Source organism: Streptomyces sp. NBC_00829 (assembly GCF_045161795.1).
Classification (GTDB): Bacteria; Actinomycetota; Actinomycetes; order Streptomycetales; family Streptomycetaceae; genus Streptomyces.
In genome coordinates this window covers 1,433,134-1,450,765 of sequence record NZ_CP108867.1, presented here as the reverse complement: position 1 = coordinate 1,450,765, position 17,632 = coordinate 1,433,134, and the positions used below count along the sequence as shown (strand labels likewise).

Genomic DNA, 17,632 nt, shown 5'->3' with positions numbered 1-17,632 from the left:
GAGGCGTTACTTCCAGTCATTACCGTGGAGCGGGTGAGTGAGACGCAGACGCCCCCGAAGACCCTGCAATACCGGATCGACGGTCCGGACGAAGCCCCCGTGCTCATCCTCGGCCCCTCTCTCGGCACCACATGGCACATGTGGGACCGGCAGATCACCGACCTCTCGCGGCAGTGGCGGGTGTTCCGCTTCGACCTGCCGGGCCATGGCGGCGCTCCCGCCCATCCCGCCACGGCCGTCGCCGAGCTCGCCGACCGGCTGCTCGCGACCCTGGACGAGCTGGGCATCCAGCGCTTCGGCTACGCCGGCTGCTCCATCGGCGGCGCGATCGGCGTGGAGCTGGCGCTGAGGTGTCCGGACAGGGTCGCCTCCCTCGCGCTGGTCGCCGCGTCGCCCCGGTTCGGGACGGCCGACGAGTTCCGTCAGCGGGGAGTCGTCGTCCGTACCAACGGCCTGGACCCGATGGCCCGCAGCGCCCCCGAACGCTGGTTCACGCACGGCTTCGCCGCGGCCCAGCCCGCGATCGTCGAGTGGGCCGTCCAGATGGTGCGTACCACCGACCCCGGCTGCTACATCGCCGCCTGCGAGGCGCTCGCCGCCTTCGACGTACGCGCCGAGCTCGGCCGGATCTCCGTCCCCACCCTCGTCCTGGTCGGCTCAGAGGACCAGGTCACCGGGCCCGCCGAGGCGCGCACCCTGGTCGCAGGCATCCCCGACGCCCGGCTCGCACTGGTGCCCGGTGCCTCCCACCTCGCGCCCGTCGAGCAGCCCGCCGCCGTCACCGATCTGCTCGTACGCCACTTCTCGGCCGCCTGGCAGCACCCGGGCGACTCCACCACGGGCATGACGCCGCTCCCGGCGCAGCCGGGCACACAGGCCGTCGCCGGGCCGGTCGTGCCCGGCGACGGCCTCGCCCCGGCGTCGCCCCGCCAGCCGGAGGCCGTGCAGCAGGGGCGCCCCGATCCGTACGTCGCGGGGATGCGGGTGCGCCGCGAAGTCCTCGGGGACGCGCACGTGGACCGGGTGATGGCCGAGGCCGACGATTTCACCGGAGACTTCCAGGAACTGATCACCCGCTACGCCTGGGGCGAGGTCTGGACCCGCGCGGGCCTCGACCGACGCATCCGCAGCGTGGTGACGCTCACCGCGCTGGTCGCGGGCGGGCACCTGGAGGAGCTCGCCTTCCACACCCGCGCGGCCCTGCGCAACGGACTGACCCCCGCCGAGATCAGGGAGATCCTGATCCACGCGGCCGTGTACCTCGGCGTCCCGGCGGCGAACTCCGCCTTCAGGGTCGTTCACGCCGTCATTCTGGAGGAGACCCGGCCCTCGTAGGGCTGTGCCGGGTGGTGTCCGCGGGACAGTCCCCGGGCCCGTCCGGACCGAGCGCAGAACAGGCCCCGGGTCCTCCCCGTCCGGCTCCGGCCGCCGTAGCAGGATGGGGGTATGAGGCTCACGAAGAAGACGCATGCCTGCATCCGGCTGGAGAAGGACGGGCGGACGCTCGTCATCGATCCCGGCACCTTCAGCGAGCGGGACGCCGCTCTCGGCGCGGACGCCGTCCTGGTCACCCATGAGCATCCCGACCACTTCGACGAGGAGCGGCTGCGGGCCGCCATGGAGGCCAACCCGGGCGCGGAGATCTTCACTCTGCGGAGCGTCGCCGAGAAGATCGCTGCGGCCTTCCCCGGCCGCGTCCACACCGTCGGCCACGGCGACGCCTTCTCCGCGGCCGGCTTCCAGATCCAGGCCCATGGCGAGCTGCACGCCGTGATCCACCCGGACCTTCCGCGCGTCACCAACGTCGGCTATCTGGTCGACGGTTCGGTCTTCCACCCCGGAGACGCCCTCACCGTGCCCGCCCACCCCGTGGAGACGCTGCTGCTCCCCGTGCAGGCCCCGTGGAGCAAGATCTCCGAGGTGATCGACTACGTACGCGAGGTGAAGCCGCAGCGCGTCATCGACGTGCACGACGCGCTGCTCACCGATCTCGCCCGGCCGATCTACGACACCCACATCGGCAATCTCGGCGGCGCGGACCACGCCCGGCTGGCGTCTGGCGAGGCGGCGGACGTGTGACGGCCGCGAGCACGACTGTCGGACCCCGCGGATAGGCTGTTGGACATGCGCATCGCCACCTGGAACGTCAACTCGATCACCGCTCGGCTGCCCCGACTGCTGGCCTGGCTGGAGAGCACCGGCACGGACGTGCTGTGCATCCAGGAGACCAAGTGCACCGAGGAGCAGTTCCCCGCCGACGAGCTGCGCGAGCTCGGATACGCATCCGCGATCCACGCCACCGGCAGGTGGAACGGCGTGGCGCTGGTCTCCAGGGTCGGCCTGGAGGATGTGGTCAAGGGCCTGCCCGGCGGCCCGGACTACGAGGGCGCGCAGGAGCCGAGGGCGATCTCCGCGACCTGCGGTCCGCTCCGGGTCTGGTCGGTCTATGTGCCCAACGGCCGCGAGGTCGCCCATGATCACTACGCCTACAAGCTGAGCTGGCTGGAGGCGTTGGAGGCCTCGGTCGCCGAGGAAGCCGCGGGCCCGAGGCCCTTCGCCGTCCTCGGCGACTTCAACATCGCGCCCACCGACGACGACGTGTGGGATCCGGCCGAGTTCGTCGGCGCGACCCATGTGACCCCGACCGAGCGGGCGGCCCTGGAGGCCCTGCGCACGGCGGGCCTCGCCGATGTGGTGCCCCGCCCGCTCAAGTACGACCAGCCCTTCACCTACTGGGACTACCGCCAGCTCGGCTTCCCGAAGAACCGCGGGATGCGCATCGACCTGGTCTACGGCAACGAATCCTTCGCCGGGGCGGTCAAGGACAGCTATGTCGACCGCGAGGAGCGCAAGGGCAAGGGCGCCTCGGATCACGCCCCGGTCGTTGTCGATCTGGACATCTGATGGCGCTTGACGCGCGCCCAGTGGTGCGCCGGGCGGCCGGGATGCGAGGCTGAGCGGTATGAACATCCCTTTCTTGGACAACTGGCTCAAGCGAAACGGCGAAGAGCAGGAGCTTGAGGACCCGATCGCCGACGACGACCCGGAGCGCGCGGCGGCCGTCGCCGAACTGCTCTCCGAGTGTGAGCTGCTGCGTGTCCGAGCAGGGCAGTCCGGACTCGAACTGGACGACTCACCCGCGTCGTTGACCGCTCTCGACCAGTTGCCGCCGCGCTGGCGGGACGACCCGGAGGAGCTGCCCTGGCTGGGCAACGACGCGGGTCTCTACCTCGGCACCGTGATCGTCCGTACGGTCCCGGGCGCGGTCTGGCACATCTGGCCGGGCGGCCATCCCGTGGTGCGGCTCGCCTCGGGCCGGGAGATCAGCGTGGTGGAGGCGGGCCTGGAGTGGGCCGTCAATGGAGCGCCCCAGCTCTCCCAGGTCTACGCGGAAGCCGCCGAGGCCTGAGCGGCCGGACCGAGCCCCCAGGGCAAGGCGGAGGTTGAACGGCCGGGCTGAGCCCCCAGGGCAAGGCCGAGGCCGCTCAGCCATTATTAATACGGCTTATGCCCCATTTATGCGTGTCGGGTGTGAAGTCCCTTGGCGGGCTGGATAGTTTGCGCTTCCTGGACACAGCTGAGAGTGGGTAGGGCTGCGTATGGCCGTCGATCCGTTGATCGAGCTGCTTGATGTGAACAAGTACTACGGACAGTTGCACGTCCTTCAGGACATCAATCTCACGGTCGGGCGCGGAGAGGTCGTGGTGGTCATCGGCCCCTCCGGCTCCGGCAAGTCCACGCTCTGCCGGACGGTGAACAGGCTGGAGACGATCGAATCCGGCCGTATCACCATCGACGGACAGGTCCTCCCCGAGGAGGGCCGGCCACTGGCGAAGCTGCGCGCCGACGTCGGCATGGTTTTCCAGTCGTTCAACCTCTTCGCCCACAGAACAGTGCTCGACAATGTCTCGCTCGGCCAGGTCAAGGTGCGGGGGCGCAAGAGGGCGGAGGCCGACAGGCGCTCCCGCGAACTGCTGGACCGCGTCGGCCTCGCCTCGCAGGCGGACAAGTATCCGGCGCAGCTCTCCGGCGGTCAGCAGCAGCGTGTGGCCATCGCCCGGGCGCTCGCCATGGACCCCAAGGCCATGCTCTTCGACGAGCCGACCTCTGCCCTCGACCCGGAGATGATCAACGAGGTGCTGGAAGTCATGCAACAGCTCGCCAGGGACGGCATGACCATGGTCGTCGTCACCCATGAGATGGGCTTCGCGCGCTCTGCCGCCAACCGCGTCGTCTTCATGTCGGACGGCCGCATCATCGAGGACCGCGCTCCGGAGGACTTCTTCACCCATCCGGAGAGCGACCGTGCCAAGGACTTCCTTTCCAAGATCCTCAAGCACTGACGGGGGTGCAGGACCCATGCTGTGTACGAGAGGTGTGAGCGGGGCGGGGGGCACACGGCGTGTTCCCGCGAAGGGGAGGGGGCCCAACACCGGTACACGACAGATGAGTTACGAGGTGGCCGCGGCCCCCGCCGCCGTCCTGTTGTCCGGCGGGATGCTCGCCGCCGGCCGTGACCCCGAGGAGTTCCTCCACACGTACAAGTTCATCGCGCCGATTCTCGACTACGATTTGCCGTTCATCCCCGTGGTGATGGTGCTCTCGCCGATCCGCACCGGGATGTGCGCGCTGCTCTCCCGGTCGGCCGTCCGGATGGCCGGAAGACAGCGCCGCAGTCCCCGAACAGCGGCCGTGGATGTTGTCCCGGCCGACCCAGGGACGCTGCTGCCGGGCCGGTAGTAGCTCAGGGGCCATGCCCGCCCGGCAGCAGCCGGTGATCACTTCTCGCGCAGCGGGACCGACAGGTAGGACGGGTCGGCTGCGGATGAGGAGAAGGTCAGCTGCGCGCCGGACGGGTTGTGCTCGATGTAGAGCGCGTCGACGGTGTCGACGACCACGGCGAGACGGTGGCCGGCCGGGACGTCGTAGGCGGTGGAGTACAACTCCAGGTCGACGGCGAACGGCTGGCCGGGTGTCCTGCCGTGGAACGTGTACGGCGCATGGCTGACCAGCTTTCCGAGGCCGAGCGGGCCCACGTCGTAGAGGTATGCGACGAGGGTGCCGCTCTCCTTGGTGCTGGAGAGCGTGGTGTGCAGCCGGGCGGTGCCGCGGACATGCTGCTCGGACCCGTAGCGCTCGGACTGCCAGACGGCGGCGAAGGCGCGCGGCAGCAGCGGGATCGACGCCATCGGGGGCAGCCGGGCGAACTGGTCCAGGATGCTGGAGAGGAAGATGACGCCTCCGTCGGCGCCCGAGTCGATGTTGGCGTAGATCTTCTTGGTGCCGTCGAGGCCGATCTTGCGCTCCGTCGCCGCCACCGACTTCCAGTCGGGGTAGCTCTCGTACGCGCCCGTGGAACGGGACTTGATGCGGACCGGCTCCTCGCGGTCGACTCCGTTGTCGGCGCCCTTGAGGTAGTGGTCGAGCCAGCGGCGCGCGCTGGTCCAGGTGTCGTTGGGCAGCCCGAACAGTCCGGGGATCTCGGCCGTCGCATGGTCGCCGGGGCGGAATTCGAGACGCTTGGGGCCGGTGAGCTTCTCGTAGAAGTCCGCATACTGATTGGGCGGGAAGATCGTGTCGCCCCAGGCGTTGCCGAGCATCACGGCCGTGCCGTTGGCGTTGAGCCGGTCCAGATAGGTGAGGGGGGAGCGTTTCTTCCCCCAGGCGATCAGGCTGGGCTCCTTGGCGAGGTTGGATCTCATGAAGTCGCCCATGACCCGCTGGAGTTCGTCGCCCGGTCTGCCGGTGAGATAGCCGGCGCCCATGAGCATCAGGGCGGCCTGGACATGCTGGCTGCGTCCGCCGTAGATGGATTCATTGAGGTCGGCCCAGCCGCTGAGGGCGGCGACGGTCTTGACGCGCTTGTCGTGTGCGGCTGCGAGCAGGCAGATGCCCGCGCCGTAGGAGACTCCGGCCATGCCGACCTTGTCCGGGTCGGCGGGGGTGTTCGCCAGCGCCCAGTCGATCACCCGGGAGGCGTCGGCGATGTCGGCCGGTCCGGCCACCTCGATCGTGCCGCCCGACTGCCAGAAGCCGCGGGTGTTGTAACTCACCACGACATAGCCGGAGTCGGCGAGCTGCTTGGCCTGGGCGAGGTATTCGATCTGCGGCAGGCCCCAGCTGGTGGGCAGGACGACCACCGGGTAGGCGCGGCTGCCGTCCGAGCCGGCCGGTGTGACGACATTGGCCTTGAGCACGGTGCCGCCGTCGCCCTGGATGTCGACGAACCGTACGTCCATGCCCACGGCTCGGGCCTGGGCGTGCACAGCGGCCGCAGGGGCGGCGGGGGCCACTCCGGCGGCCGGTCCGGCGAGAAGCGCGGCGGAGACCGTGCCGATGGCGGTGGTGCGCAGAGCCTTACGCGGCTGTCCCACGGTTCACTTTCCTCACTCGAGTCACTGCAAAGTGACCCGACGGTAACCGTGGTGGCTTACCTGAGGTAACTGGTGGGTAAGTTACGCGTGGGTAACGATTGGTTGACGGGATCTCAACCGCCGGGCGGACGGGCGCGTTCAGCGCAGAGCGCTCTTCGACTGCCACGTGTCCCAGGACAGATTCCACTCGCCGTAGCCGTTGTTGAGCGCCTGCGTGCCCTTGGCGTCGTCGCCCGTGATCTCGAACGGGTCACCGACCTGCACCTGGCCGTAGACCCATCCGGCGTCGGAGTCGCTCATACCGATGCAGCCGGAGGACTTGTTGGCTTTGCCGAAGTAGTCGCCGTTCCACGGCGCGGCATGCGCGTACATCCCCGACCAGGTCAGCCGCATCGAATCGTCGACCATCTTGTCGTAGGCGTCGCCCAGGCCCACCGTCTCGGAACGCATGTTGATCGTGCCCTCCTTCGCCATCACCACGAGCTTGCCCCGCCAGGACGCCTTCTCTCCGCCGGGCGTGCCCGCCGACATCGGGATGTCCCTGACCTCCCGGCCGTCCCGCATCAGTTTCAGCCGGTGGTTGTCGAGGTCGACCTTGACGATCTGGCTCTTGCCGACCGTGAAACCCGTCGTGTAGTCCTTCACGAACCAGCCGCCGCCCGGGCCCGAGTCGATGCCGTTCAGATCGGCGTGGAGGGTGACCTTGGTGCCCGCCTTCCAGTACTCCTTGGGGCGCCAGTCGACCCGGTCCTTGCCCGAGTTGTAGTCCTGCATCCAGCCCCAGGAGCCCACCGTGTTGGCGGACGTGGTGACCTTGAGCTGCTTCTCCACCGCCGCCCGGTTCTTCACCGGGTGGTCGAACACGATCGACAGCGGCTGGGCGATGCCCACCGTCGAGTTCTTGCCGGGGGCCAGAGTCAGCTTGTTGACCTTGTCGGCGCCGGCCGTGGTGAATCCTGCCTTCGCGGTGCCGCCGGTCTCGTCCTTCGCCTCGATCGCATAGCCGGTGCCCGGGGCCGCCGGCCGGTCCGATGTCCAGCTCCTGCCGTCCGCCGCCACTCTGCCCGCCAGCTTCGCGCCCTTGGAGTCGGTGACGGCGACCTGCGCCAGTTTCCCCTGGGCCAGCGTCACCTTGACCGGCTCGCCCGCCTTGGCCTGCTTGCCCTGGAGATTGACGGAGATCTCGGTCTTCGCCGCCGCGCTGGCTCCTGCCTCCGCCTTTGCGGAGCCTGAGCCGGAGCATGCGGTGAGAGCGGCGGTCAGGACCGCGGTCGTGGCGATCGCGGCGTCGCGTATAAGGCTACGGCTCAACTGAAAAACCTCCGAGGCAGTGTCTGTCCGTAAGGGATGAGTCGACAGGGGGACCTTAGGTTGCAGAACTCCTGGAGAATCCGCGGAATTCGTATGTGACAAAGACCGCAGGCGAACGGTCATGGTCCGATCACATTCGCCGCGCACCTCGGTCATGGACCGCTGTGAGCATCCGGTGCGTCCCCGCAGCAAGGACGACGGGGCGAACAGGGGAGGACACCGACGTGTGCGCACTGCTCGTGGCAGCCGGACAGGACCGTGATCTGCGTGTGTCCACGCTCACCGTCGACGCGTACCAGTGGTTTCTCGCCGGCCGTCCCGGGGCGAGTTTTCTGCAGTTCCCGTCCTGGGCGGAAGTGAAGGACCAGTGGCATGCGGAAAGGATCGGCTGGCATCTGACGTCCGGTGAATTGGCAGGTGCGGCACTCGTGCTCTACCGGAAATTCCCCGGCACGCGGAAATACTTCGCCTACCTCCCCGAGGGCCCGGTGGCCGACTGGGCCGATCCGGACATCGACCGCTGGCTCCGTCCTCTGACGAGTCATCTGCGCAAGGCCGGGGCCTTCGGCGTACGGATCGGACCGTCCCCGGCCTACCGGCGCTGGGACGCGGACCGGCTCAAGGGCGCCTTCGGGCCGGGCCGCAAGGTCGGCGACGTCCTGGCGAGCGAGGTCGACCCGCTCGGCACCGCCGTCGCGGACCGGCTGCGCACCCGCGGATGGAAGCGCTGCGGAGGGGACGAGGGCGACGGCGACGCCCAGCCACGACTCGTCTTGCGGGTGCCGCTGGCGGGCCGCGGGCCCGGTGACCTGTGGGCGGGCCTCAATCAGGAGTGGCGGCGCAATGTCCGCAAGGCGGCGAAGGCCGGTGTCGAGACCGTGCTCGGCGGGCCCGCCGATCTGCCGGAGTTCTACCGGCTGCTGCGGATCACCGAGGAGCGCGACGGTTTCCGGCTCGGCAGATCACTGGCGTACTACGAGAAGCAGTACGCCGCCCTCAACGCCGAACAGCCCGGGCGGATGCGCCTCTACCTCGCCCGCCACCATGGCGAGGTCCTCGCCGCGCACACCATGATCGTGTCCGGCCGTCGGGTCTGGTACCAGACCGGCGCGTCCGCCGACCACCGCCGTGAGGTCCGCCCCAGCAACGCCCTGCAGTGGCGGATGATGCGCGACGCCCACGAACTGGGCGCCGACGAGTACGACATGCGCGGGGTACCCTCCACCCTCGACCCCGATGATCGTCCTTTCGGACTGCTGCGCTGGAAGCTCGGCACCGGAGGGCAGGTCGTCGAGACCCTCGGAGAGTGGGAGACCCCGGTGGACGGCACCGCCAATCACGCGCTGTACCGGGCCCTCCAGGCCTATCTGGCCCGCCGATGACGGCCACGACGGCGGCCCGGGCCGCGACACGGCCCGCATCGCTGCTGCGCGGCGGCGCGGTGATGGCCGCAGGATCGGTCGTCTCACGGGCCACCGGCTTCGTACGTTCCGCCGTCATCGTCGCCGCGCTCGGCACCGGCCTCCTCGCCGACGGCTACGCGGTCGCCAACACCGTCCCCAACATCCTCTACATCCTGCTCATCGGCGGCGCACTCAACGGGGTCTTCGTCCCCGAACTGGTCCGGGCCGCCAAGGAACACCGGGACGGCGGAGCCGCCTACACCGACCGGCTGCTGACCGCGTGCTTCCTCGCGCTCCTGGTGATCACAGCGGTCGCCGTCGTCACCGCGCCATGGATCGTGGACGTCTACACCGACTACACGGGCGCACAGGCCGAACTCACTCTGGCCCTCGCCCGCTACTGTCTGCCGCAGATCCTGTTCTACGGACTGTTCACCCTCCTCGGCCAGGTGCTCAACGCCCGCGACCGGTTCGGCGCGATGATGTGGACCCCGGTCCTCAACAACCTCGTCGTCATCGCGGTGTTCGGGCTCTACCTCGCTTTCGCCGTCGGGGGAGCGGACACGCTCAGCCCGACGGAGTCCCGGCTGCTCGGCTGGGGCACCACCGCCGGCATCGTCGTCCAGGCTCTTGCGCTGATCCCCTCCCTGCGCGCGGCCCGGTTCCGCTGGCGACCGCGGTTCGACTGGCGCGGCAGCGGGCTCACCCGGCCCCTGCGGTCGGCGGGCTGGCTGATGATGCTTGTGCTGACCAACCAGTTCGCGTACTGGGTGGTCACCCGGCTCTCCACGACGACCGGGCAGCACGCGGTGGAGAGTGGCGTCGCGGGCGGCGCCGGGTACACCGCGTACAGCAACGCCTTCCTGCTGTGGGCCGTTCCGCAGGGCGTCGTCACGGTCTCCCTGGTCACCGCGCTGATGCCCCGGATGAGCCGGTCCGCGGCCGACGGCGATCTCGTGGCCGTCCGGCGCCATGTCTCGTCCGCGCTCGGAGCGAGCGCGGCGATCGTGGTCCCTGCGGCGGGCGCCCTCTTCGCGCTGGCGCCGTGGGTGATGGGAAGCGTCTTCCAGTACGGCAGGACCGGACCGGACGACACGGCGGTGATGGCCGGGATGCTGATGGCATTCGCGCCCGGACTGATCGCCTACTCCGGGCAGTATGTGCTCTCCCGCGGCTTCTACGCGCTCTCCGACACCCGCACCCCCTTCTTCCTCAACCTGGTGATCGCCGGGCTCAACGCGGGTCTCTCCGCCGCCGCCTATCTGATGCTGCCCGCGCGCTGGGCGGTGACCGCAATGGCCGGGGCCTACTCGGTCGCCCTCTTCGCGGGCTTCGCCGTCACCGCGTACGCCCTGCACCGCAGACTCACGCCGGTCGGCCAGTCACTGCTGCGCTCGCCCGCGCTGCGGATGCACGGACGGCTGCTGCTCGCGTGCCTGCCCGCGAGTGCGCTCGGATACGCGGCGGCCCGCGCGGCCGACGGCGCGGGGGACATCGCAGCCGCATGCGCGGGCACCCTGGTGCTGGCCGCCTCCGTCCTGCTGCTTGCGCGCCCGCTGGGCCTCACCGGGATCACCGCAACTCTGACCGGCGCACGCCGTCGGCTCCGCCGCTGACCCCCGAAACCCCCGAGGGATACTCAACCCATGCCACGCGTACTGCTGATCGAGGACGACCCGTCCGTACGGGAAGGGGTCGAGCTGGGGCTGCGCCGCCGCGGACACGAGGTGCGCACCGCGGAGACCGGCGAGGGCGGACTGGAGGCCCTGCGGGAGTTCCACCCCGAGCTGGTCCTCCTCGACCTGATGCTGCCCGGCATGAACGGCGTTCAGGTCTGCTGCCGCATACGCGAGACCAGCCAGCTTCCGATCATCATGCTCACGGCACGCGGCGACGACTTCGACGTGGTGGTCGGCCTGGAGGCCGGAGCGGACGACTACATCGTCAAACCCGCCCGCACCGAGGTCATCGAGGCCCGGATACGCGCGGTGCTGCGACGGCACACCGACAGCACCACCCGGCCCGGCCTGGAACTCCACGGCGAGCTCGCGATCGACCGCGCCGGACTCACCGTGACCAAGGCCGGCGAACGAGTGCCCCTCGCCCCCAGCGAGCTCAAGCTGCTGCTCCATCTCACCGCGTCGCCCGAACGGGTCTTCAGCAGACAGCAGCTTCTCGAATACGTCTGGGAGCACAGCTACCACGCGGACGCACGGCTCGTGGACGCCTGCGTCCGCCGACTGCGCCACAAGGTCGAGGACCCTTCGGGCAGCCCCCGCTACATCCAGACCGTCCGCGGGTTCGGCTACCGCTTCGGACCCCTGTGAGACTTCCCGCGCGGTTCGGCCTCAGTACCCGGCTCGTCGCCGCCTTCCTGCTGGTCGCCGCCATCAGCGCGGTCACCACCGCGACCCTGACCTACCGCGAGGCACGCACCGCCGTACTGGAGCAGAGCCAGGACGCCGCGGTCTCGCAGCTGCGCGAGGAACTGCGCCCCATCGGGCAGTCGCTGCCGCCGGACCGCCAGGCGCTCGAAGCGCTCTGCAAGGTCCTCGCACGCAAGGGCACACCGCATCCCTGGACGGTCTTCGCGGAGTACGGATCGATCAAGGCGTCGTCCACCGACCGGCTCACGTCCACCGTGATCACACCCGAACTGCGGCGCGCCGCCCACGAGCGCCCGCGCGGCTCCTTCCAGCGGGTCGTGAAGAACGGGCGTCCATGGCTCACCATCGGCATGCCCGTCGTGTTCACCGACGCGGGCACCCGGATGTCCGCGGGGATCGTCTTCTACGCGGTGATGCCCCTGGCCACCGAGGAGGCCAATGTCCAGGCCATGCTCACCGCGGCCCGCGACGGCGCGGTCCCGGCCCTCGCCGTGGCGCTGGTGCCCGCGCTGCTCGCCGCCCGCAGCGTCCTGCGGCCCGTGCGGGACCTGGGGCGGGCCGCGACCAGTATGGGCGCGGGCAGGCTCAGCACCCGGATCGACGTGCGGGGCACCGATGAACTCGCCGACCTCGCACGGACCTTCAACGCTTCCGCCCAGGCGCTGGAACGCTCCGTCCAGGAGCTGCAGCAGGCGGAGGCCAGAGCGCGGCGCTTCGCCTCCGACGTCTCGCACGAGATGCGCACCCCGCTCGCCGGGATGCTCGCCGTCACCGAAGTGCTCGACGAGGACGCGGAAGGGCTCGCCCCCGACACGGCCGCGGCCGTACGGCTCATCAGCGCCGAGACCGGCAAACTGGCCACGCTCGTCGAGGACCTGATGGAGATCTCGCGGTTCGACGCCCGGGCGGCCGAGCTCAACCTCGACGAGGTCGACGCCGCCGAAGCCATCCGCAAGACCCTCCAGCAGCGCCGCTGGGAGGACCAGGTGGAAACGGATCTCCCCGAGGGCATACGGGCAGGCCTCGATCCGCGCCGCTTCGACGTCGTCGTCGCCAACCTGGTGGGCAATGCGCTGCGGCACGGTGCACGGCCCGTCCTGGTGCGGCTGCGTACCGAACAACGCCCGGATGACACCTGGCTGGTGACCGAGGTGTGCGACAGCGGGCCCGGCATCGACCCCGAGGTGCTCCCGCACATCTTCGACCGCTTCTACAAGGCCGACGCGGCGCGCCGCCGGTCCGCCGGCAGCGGCCTCGGACTCGCCATCACCCTGGAGAACGTACGGCTGCACAACGGCACCGTCCGAGCCGCGGGCGGGCCCCGCGGCGGAACGGTGTTCACCGTGGAAATCCCCCTGGAGGCCACCGAGTGAAGCCGCGCCGAAGAAGCGGGGCGTGCTCGGCTGCCGCCGCGCTGGGACTGCTGCTGACCGGCTGCGGGATACCGGGCACGGACGTCGTCGAAGCGGGCGAGCCCGCGGCCGTCACCGTCCCGGGCCGCAGCGACAGCACGCTGCTGTTCTTCGTCTCGCCGTCCGGTGAACTGACGCCCGTTCTGCACCAGTTCCGCCCGGATGGCGCTGGCCAGGCACTCTTGGCCCTCCGCCTCGGCCCCGACGAGGCGGATCGGGCGGCCGGTCTCACCACCCAACTGCCGCCCTTCGAGTTCAGCCAGCTAGGAAGAACGGGGGACGTCCAGGTGAAGGCGGCAAAAGGCCGGGTGGACGTCGTCGTCGACATGGCGGTGAACGGCCTGTCGGAGACTGCCCGGAACCAGGTGCTGTGCACGCTCGCCCACGCTGAACCGAAGGGCGAGAGCTACGAGGTGAAGGTCACCGGATCCGACGGAGTCATCGGTCCGGGGCGCTGCCCGCTCGATGCCGCCTGACCGGAATGCCGCCCACCCTGCCGTCCGGGCCGCCCATCGCAGGCTCGCCGCGGAACGGGACCGACCGGGTGGCCGGGTGAAGTCACTGCCGCTGACGGCGGCGTAGGCCGGAACGCCCCTTGGGCGTTTCCTCGTTCGCAGGGTCGTCCTGATCTCCTGGGGAGGACCGTTCGGTCACCGGTGTTTGCGCCGCGCGGGTCACATCCGCGACCAGTTCGACCACATCGGGCCCGTACGCCTGGGAGTTCACGATCTTCAGCAGCAGACAGAAGCTCGCCCCGCCGTGCTTGCGCGCGAGCTTCCCGTGGTGGCGGGCGAGATACCGGGTGGCAGCCTGGTTGGTGATGGCGCGCTGCCCGCAGAAGAGGAAGACGGGCCGTGCGTCCTGACCCGCGGTGAGCCGCGCCAGCAGAACGTACTCCGCGACGCCCGGCTCCATCCGGTAGCGCTCCGTCCCGATCTGGAACGCGCCCTGGTCGGGCCCCGGCTCCGGATCGGTGTTGATCCTCACCCCGGGCAGCAGCGAATACAGATGGGCGGCCATCCGGCGATTGGAGACGGGCCCGCCGACGCAGAACTCCGTGCGCTCGCCGAAGCCCTGCTGGGCTATGTCGTGCCAGACGATCTGCGCGTTGGCCCCGCAGTCCTTGATCAGCGCGGAGAGTTCGAGCAGGGCGAAGACGTCGAAACGGTGCACGGAGCCGTCCCGCCCCGCCTCCCGATTGACGACGAGCAGCGATTCGGAGTTGCCGGGAAGCCCGAAGAAGGACTGTTTGCGGCGGAGACCGCGCTGCCAGAGATAGGTGCGTGCGAGCCAGCCGAGTGCGGCGCTGATACCGGCGGCCACGAGGCCGAGCAGGATGTTGCGTACGTCGTCAGTCATGGGCGCGCATGGTAGCGGTGTTGCCGGAATATTGTTCGAGGCGGTCCTGACGGGCCGGGCACGGTGAAGTTACAGTGCGCGGACGTCCATTGACTGGAGGTACGCATGCGTCGCTTAGGCGCACGGAATGTGTCGGTTCTGGCTGTCGCGGCGGCTGTGGTCTCGCTCGGGGCCGCGGCACCGCCCACCCAGTCCCCGCCGGCGGGCACGGCAGACAGAACGCCGGTCAAGACCCCGGTCGCCGCCGGGTACGGCGGCGCGGTCGCGAGTGTCGACGCGGACGCCTCGGCCGCCGGGATCGAGGTCCTGCGGCGCGGGGGCAACGCCGTGGACGCGGCGGTGGCGACCGCCGCCGCCCTGGGCGTCACCGAACCGTACTCCGCAGGCATCGGCGGCGGTGGGTTCTTCGTCTACTACGACGCCAGGTCCCGTACGGTCCACACCATCGACGGCCGCGAGACCGCGCCCCGCTCCGCCGACGCCTCCCTCTTCCTGGAGAACGGCAAACCGATCCCCTTCGAGGAGGGTGTCACGAGCGGCCTCGGTGTCGGCACTCCCGGCACCCCGGCGACCTGGGACACGGCGCTCGACGCCTGGGGCAGCCGTCCGCTGCGGCAACTGCTGCGGCCCGCCGAACGCCTCGCGAAGGACGGCTTCACCGTCGATGCCACCTTCCGTTCCCAGACGGAGGCCAACCAGGCCCGCTTCGCGGACTTCCCGGACACGGCGAAGCTCTTCCTGCCGGGCGGGCAGCTGCCGGTGGTCGGGTCGGTGTTCAAGAACCCCGATCTGGCACGTACGTACAAGGAGCTGGGGCGCGAAGGCGTCGGCGCCCTGTACCGGGGTGAGATCGCCGGGGACATCGTCCGTACCGTACGGAAGCCGCCGGTGGCCCCGGGCGCGAAGCGGATCGTACGGCCCGGCGATCTGACGACCGGGGACCTGCGGTCGTACGGGACCGTGCGGCGCGCGCCCACCAAGGTCGCCTACCGGGGGCTCGACGTGTACGGCATGGCGCCCGTCTCCTCGGGCGGCACGAGCGTGGGCGAGGCGCTGAACATCCTGGAGCCGACCGACCTGTCGAAAGCCACACAGGCGCAGTATCTGCACCGCTTCATCGAGGCGAGCCGGATCGCCTTCGCGGACCGGGGGCGCTGGGTCGGTGACCCGGCCTTCGAGGACGTGCCGGTCAGGGAACTGCTCTCGCAGCGGTTCGCCCGCTCCCGCGGCTGCCTGATCAAGGACGACGCGGTGCTCACCAGCCCGCTCGCCCCGGGCGACCCGAAGAAACCCGTGGCCTGCGGCGCTTCGGGCACCGCCGCCCCCACCACGTACGAGGGCGAGAACACCACACATCTGACCGCCGCCGACAAGTGGGGCAACGTCGTCGCCTACACCCTGACCATCGAGTCGACCGGCGGCAGCGGCATCACCGTGCCGGGACGCGGCTTCCTGCTCAACAACGAGCTGACCGACTTCTCCTTCGCCCCCGCGAGCCCGGCGGTGCACGATCCGAATCTGCCGGGACCGGGCAAGCGCCCGCGCTCGTCCATCTCGCCGACGATCGTGCTGGACCACGGCCGGCCGGTGCTCGCGGTCGGCTCCCCGGGCGGCGCGACTATCATCACCACCGTGCTGCAGACGCTGACGGGGCGGCTGGACCGTGGCCTGTCCCTGGTCGACGCGATCGCCGCTCCCCGGGCCAGTCAGCGCAACCAGGCGACGACGGAGCTGGAACCGACGCTGTGGAACAGCCCGCTCCGCGCCGAGTTGGAGGCCATCGGCCACGCGTTCCGGCAGAACCCGGAGATCGGCGCGGCGACGGGCATCGAGCGACTGCCCGACGGGCGGTGGCTGGCGGCGGCCGAGAAGGTCCGCAGGGGCGGGGGATCCGCCATGGTCGTCCGCCCCGCGGGTAACCCGTCCGGCCGCTGACCGGACGCGCGGTGCCCGGGAACGGGTAGGGAGCCTTTCTGACGCTTTCGGCCAGATGGGCACACTCAGAGAGGCTCCCCGTGCGCATTCGACATACGGTCTTCGCGGCGACCGTCGGCTTCGCCCTGCTTGCCGGGGCCGTGCTGCCCGCCGGCGCCCAGCCCCGTTCCGGCCGGCAGCGCCCGGCCGTCCGGGAGGGCTCGGTCGGTGCCGCGGACCTGCTGGCCAAGGTGAGGAGCTGCGCACAGATCTCCAAGGGCGCGTACCGCAAGGACCAGGGCGCCGCGGCGACCGTGAAGGTCTGCCAGAAGAAGGGGGCGGTGTTCTGGAAGGCGGACATGGACATCGACTGCGACGGCAGGCGGACGTCGAAGTGCAACTCCACGACGGACCCGTGGTTCCAGAGCGCCACCGCCTTCCAGGAGTCCGACGGATCGCAGCTCGACGCCGAGAGGCTGCCCTTCATCGTGGTGCCGACCCCGAGCGCGATCTGGGACTACCGCACGTCCGGTGTGATGGGCGGGACGGTCGCCGCTGTCGTCTACCAGGACCAGGTGCAGTACGCGGTCGTGGGTGACACCGGTCCGAGCGGGATCATCGGCGAGGCGTCCTATGCCACTGCCCAGGCCCTCGGCATCAATCCGGACCCGAAGGTGGGCGGGGTCGCGTCGGGTGTGACGTACATCCTGTTCACCGACTCCCGTGTGTCACCGATCGAGAGTCACAGAGGTGCGGTCACCCTCGGTGAGTTCATGGCCAGGGACTTTCTGCTGAACAACTAGGTGTATCGCCCTGAGTGGTTGGCCAGGTGTATCGCCCGGAATGGCCGACGGCGCGCTACTGGGCGGTGAGGATGCGGTCCGTCGTCCGTGATCGCCACCGTGTGCCCCAGCCGCCGCACGCCGCCTGCGCCGGGCTGCCACGCGTCTGCCGGAGCTCGCCGAGGCGGCAAAGGCGTACGGGCCGGAGTGAGGGGCGGACATGCGCCACCGCGGGATAGCCTCGCGGCGTGACTCCCGAAGACTTCGAGCGTGCCAGGTACATCAGTCTGACGACCTTCCGCAAGGACGGAACGGCCGTTCCCACGCCTGTCTGGTTCGCCGTGGACGGCGGTGAGTTGTTCGTCTGGACCCGGTCCGACTCGTGGAAGGTCAAGCGGCTTCGCCGGGACAGCCGGGTCGTCGTCACGGTCTGCGACGCGCGGGGCCGCGTCACGGAAGGCGCGCCGAGCGCGGAGGGCACGGCCCGGCTGCTCGACGAGGCCGGAACGGGAGCGATCCGCCGGCTCCTGGCACGGAAGTACACCTGGCAGTTCTGGCTGGTCGACTGGCCGGCCACGATCGTACGGCGCGGAAAGCGTCCGCACACCGGCATCGCGGTGACTATCTGAAAACTGTGCGTGACACTGTCGTAACACGCCTGCGGTCGAATGCCCAGGGACTGAAGGGTTC

Annotated in this window: 16 protein-coding genes and 1 pseudogene; 14 read left to right on the top strand and 3 right to left on the bottom strand. The window is 70.0% G+C overall.

The window, feature by feature from the left end; translation table 11 throughout:
• Positions 1 to 33 precede the first annotated feature (33 nt).
• The 6 genes and pseudogenes from OG293_RS06270 to OG293_RS06245 all read left to right on the top strand — a co-directional run.
• On the top strand, positions 34 to 1,335 hold the full coding sequence (locus tag OG293_RS06270) for an alpha/beta fold hydrolase (protein WP_405997761.1): 1,302 nt from the start codon (positions 34 to 36) through the stop codon (positions 1,333 to 1,335).
• 111 nt (positions 1,336 to 1,446) lie between these two features.
• Entirely contained in the window at positions 1,447 to 2,079 is a 633-nt protein-coding gene (locus tag OG293_RS06265) for an MBL fold metallo-hydrolase (RefSeq protein ID WP_405997760.1), read from the top strand.
• A gap of 45 nt (positions 2,080 to 2,124) precedes the next feature.
• The gene (locus OG293_RS06260; protein WP_405997759.1) at positions 2,125 to 2,904 is read left to right on the top strand and encodes an exodeoxyribonuclease III; all 780 of its coding nucleotides are present in this window, start codon (positions 2,125 to 2,127) and stop codon (positions 2,902 to 2,904) included.
• 58 nt (positions 2,905 to 2,962) lie between these two features.
• A complete protein-coding gene (locus tag OG293_RS06255; protein ID WP_405997758.1) occupies positions 2,963 to 3,409 on the top strand; it encodes a DUF6278 family protein in 447 nt (148 codons plus the stop codon).
• A gap of 190 nt (positions 3,410 to 3,599) precedes the next feature.
• Positions 3,600 to 4,343: an amino acid ABC transporter ATP-binding protein gene (locus OG293_RS06250; RefSeq protein ID WP_405997757.1), complete on the top strand. Its 744-nt coding sequence runs from the start codon at positions 3,600 to 3,602 to the stop codon at positions 4,341 to 4,343.
• 178 nt (positions 4,344 to 4,521) lie between these two features.
• Positions 4,522 to 4,740, top strand: a pseudogene (locus OG293_RS06245) (amino acid ABC transporter permease); the annotation flags it as partial.
• 38 nt (positions 4,741 to 4,778) lie between these two features.
• Here the strand turns inward: OG293_RS06245 and OG293_RS06240 are convergent.
• On the bottom strand, positions 4,779 to 6,374 hold the full coding sequence (locus OG293_RS06240) for an alpha/beta fold hydrolase (RefSeq protein WP_405997756.1): 1,596 nt from the start codon (positions 6,372 to 6,374) through the stop codon (positions 4,779 to 4,781).
• 138 nt (positions 6,375 to 6,512) lie between these two features.
• Positions 6,513 to 7,685, bottom strand: coding sequence for an Ig-like domain-containing protein (locus OG293_RS06235; protein WP_405997755.1), 1,173 nt, complete (start codon positions 7,683 to 7,685; stop codon positions 6,513 to 6,515).
• Positions 7,686 to 7,954: 269 nt separating this feature from the next.
• On the opposite strand from OG293_RS06235, the gene OG293_RS06230 reads away from it, so the two are divergent.
• Genes OG293_RS06230 through OG293_RS06210 form a run of 5 tightly spaced genes read left to right on the top strand, consistent with a single transcriptional unit; the run spans position 7,955 to position 13,363 of the window.
• On the top strand, positions 7,955 to 9,067 hold the full coding sequence (locus OG293_RS06230) for a lipid II:glycine glycyltransferase FemX (protein ID WP_406003517.1): 1,113 nt from the start codon (positions 7,955 to 7,957) through the stop codon (positions 9,065 to 9,067).
• Entirely contained in the window at positions 9,064 to 10,704 is a 1,641-nt protein-coding gene (gene murJ, locus OG293_RS06225; RefSeq protein ID WP_405997754.1) for a murein biosynthesis integral membrane protein MurJ, read from the top strand. Before OG293_RS06230 ends, murJ begins: the two co-directional genes overlap by 4 nt.
• Positions 10,705 to 10,734: 30 nt before the next feature.
• Complete coding sequence (locus OG293_RS06220) at positions 10,735 to 11,415, top strand: response regulator (protein WP_405997753.1); 681 nt, start codon at positions 10,735 to 10,737, stop codon at positions 11,413 to 11,415.
• A complete protein-coding gene (locus OG293_RS06215) occupies positions 11,412 to 12,848 on the top strand; it encodes an ATP-binding protein (protein ID WP_405997752.1) in 1,437 nt (478 codons plus the stop codon). Before OG293_RS06220 ends, OG293_RS06215 begins: the two co-directional genes overlap by 4 nt.
• Positions 12,845 to 13,363, top strand: a complete 519-nt coding sequence (locus OG293_RS06210; protein ID WP_405997751.1) for a hypothetical protein — start codon at positions 12,845 to 12,847, stop codon at positions 13,361 to 13,363. Before OG293_RS06215 ends, OG293_RS06210 begins: the two co-directional genes overlap by 4 nt.
• A gap of 82 nt (positions 13,364 to 13,445) precedes the next feature.
• Here OG293_RS06210 and OG293_RS06205 read toward each other — a convergent pair whose 3' ends face one another.
• Positions 13,446 to 14,246: a hypothetical protein gene (locus tag OG293_RS06205; protein WP_405997750.1), complete on the bottom strand. Its 801-nt coding sequence runs from the start codon at positions 14,244 to 14,246 to the stop codon at positions 13,446 to 13,448.
• A gap of 105 nt (positions 14,247 to 14,351) precedes the next feature.
• Here OG293_RS06205 and ggt point away from each other — a divergent pair, with 105 nt between their 5' ends.
• From ggt to OG293_RS06190, 3 genes are all read left to right on the top strand, one after another.
• Positions 14,352 to 16,181: a gamma-glutamyltransferase gene (gene ggt, locus OG293_RS06200; RefSeq protein ID WP_405997749.1), complete on the top strand. Its 1,830-nt coding sequence runs from the start codon at positions 14,352 to 14,354 to the stop codon at positions 16,179 to 16,181.
• Between the two features lie 80 nt (positions 16,182 to 16,261).
• The gene (locus tag OG293_RS06195) at positions 16,262 to 16,963 is read left to right on the top strand and encodes a glycoside hydrolase family 75 protein (protein ID WP_405997748.1); all 702 of its coding nucleotides are present in this window, start codon (positions 16,262 to 16,264) and stop codon (positions 16,961 to 16,963) included.
• A gap of 227 nt (positions 16,964 to 17,190) precedes the next feature.
• A complete protein-coding gene (locus OG293_RS06190; RefSeq protein ID WP_405997747.1) occupies positions 17,191 to 17,571 on the top strand; it encodes a PPOX class F420-dependent oxidoreductase in 381 nt (126 codons plus the stop codon).
• The last annotated feature ends 61 nt before the right edge of the window (positions 17,572 to 17,632 follow it).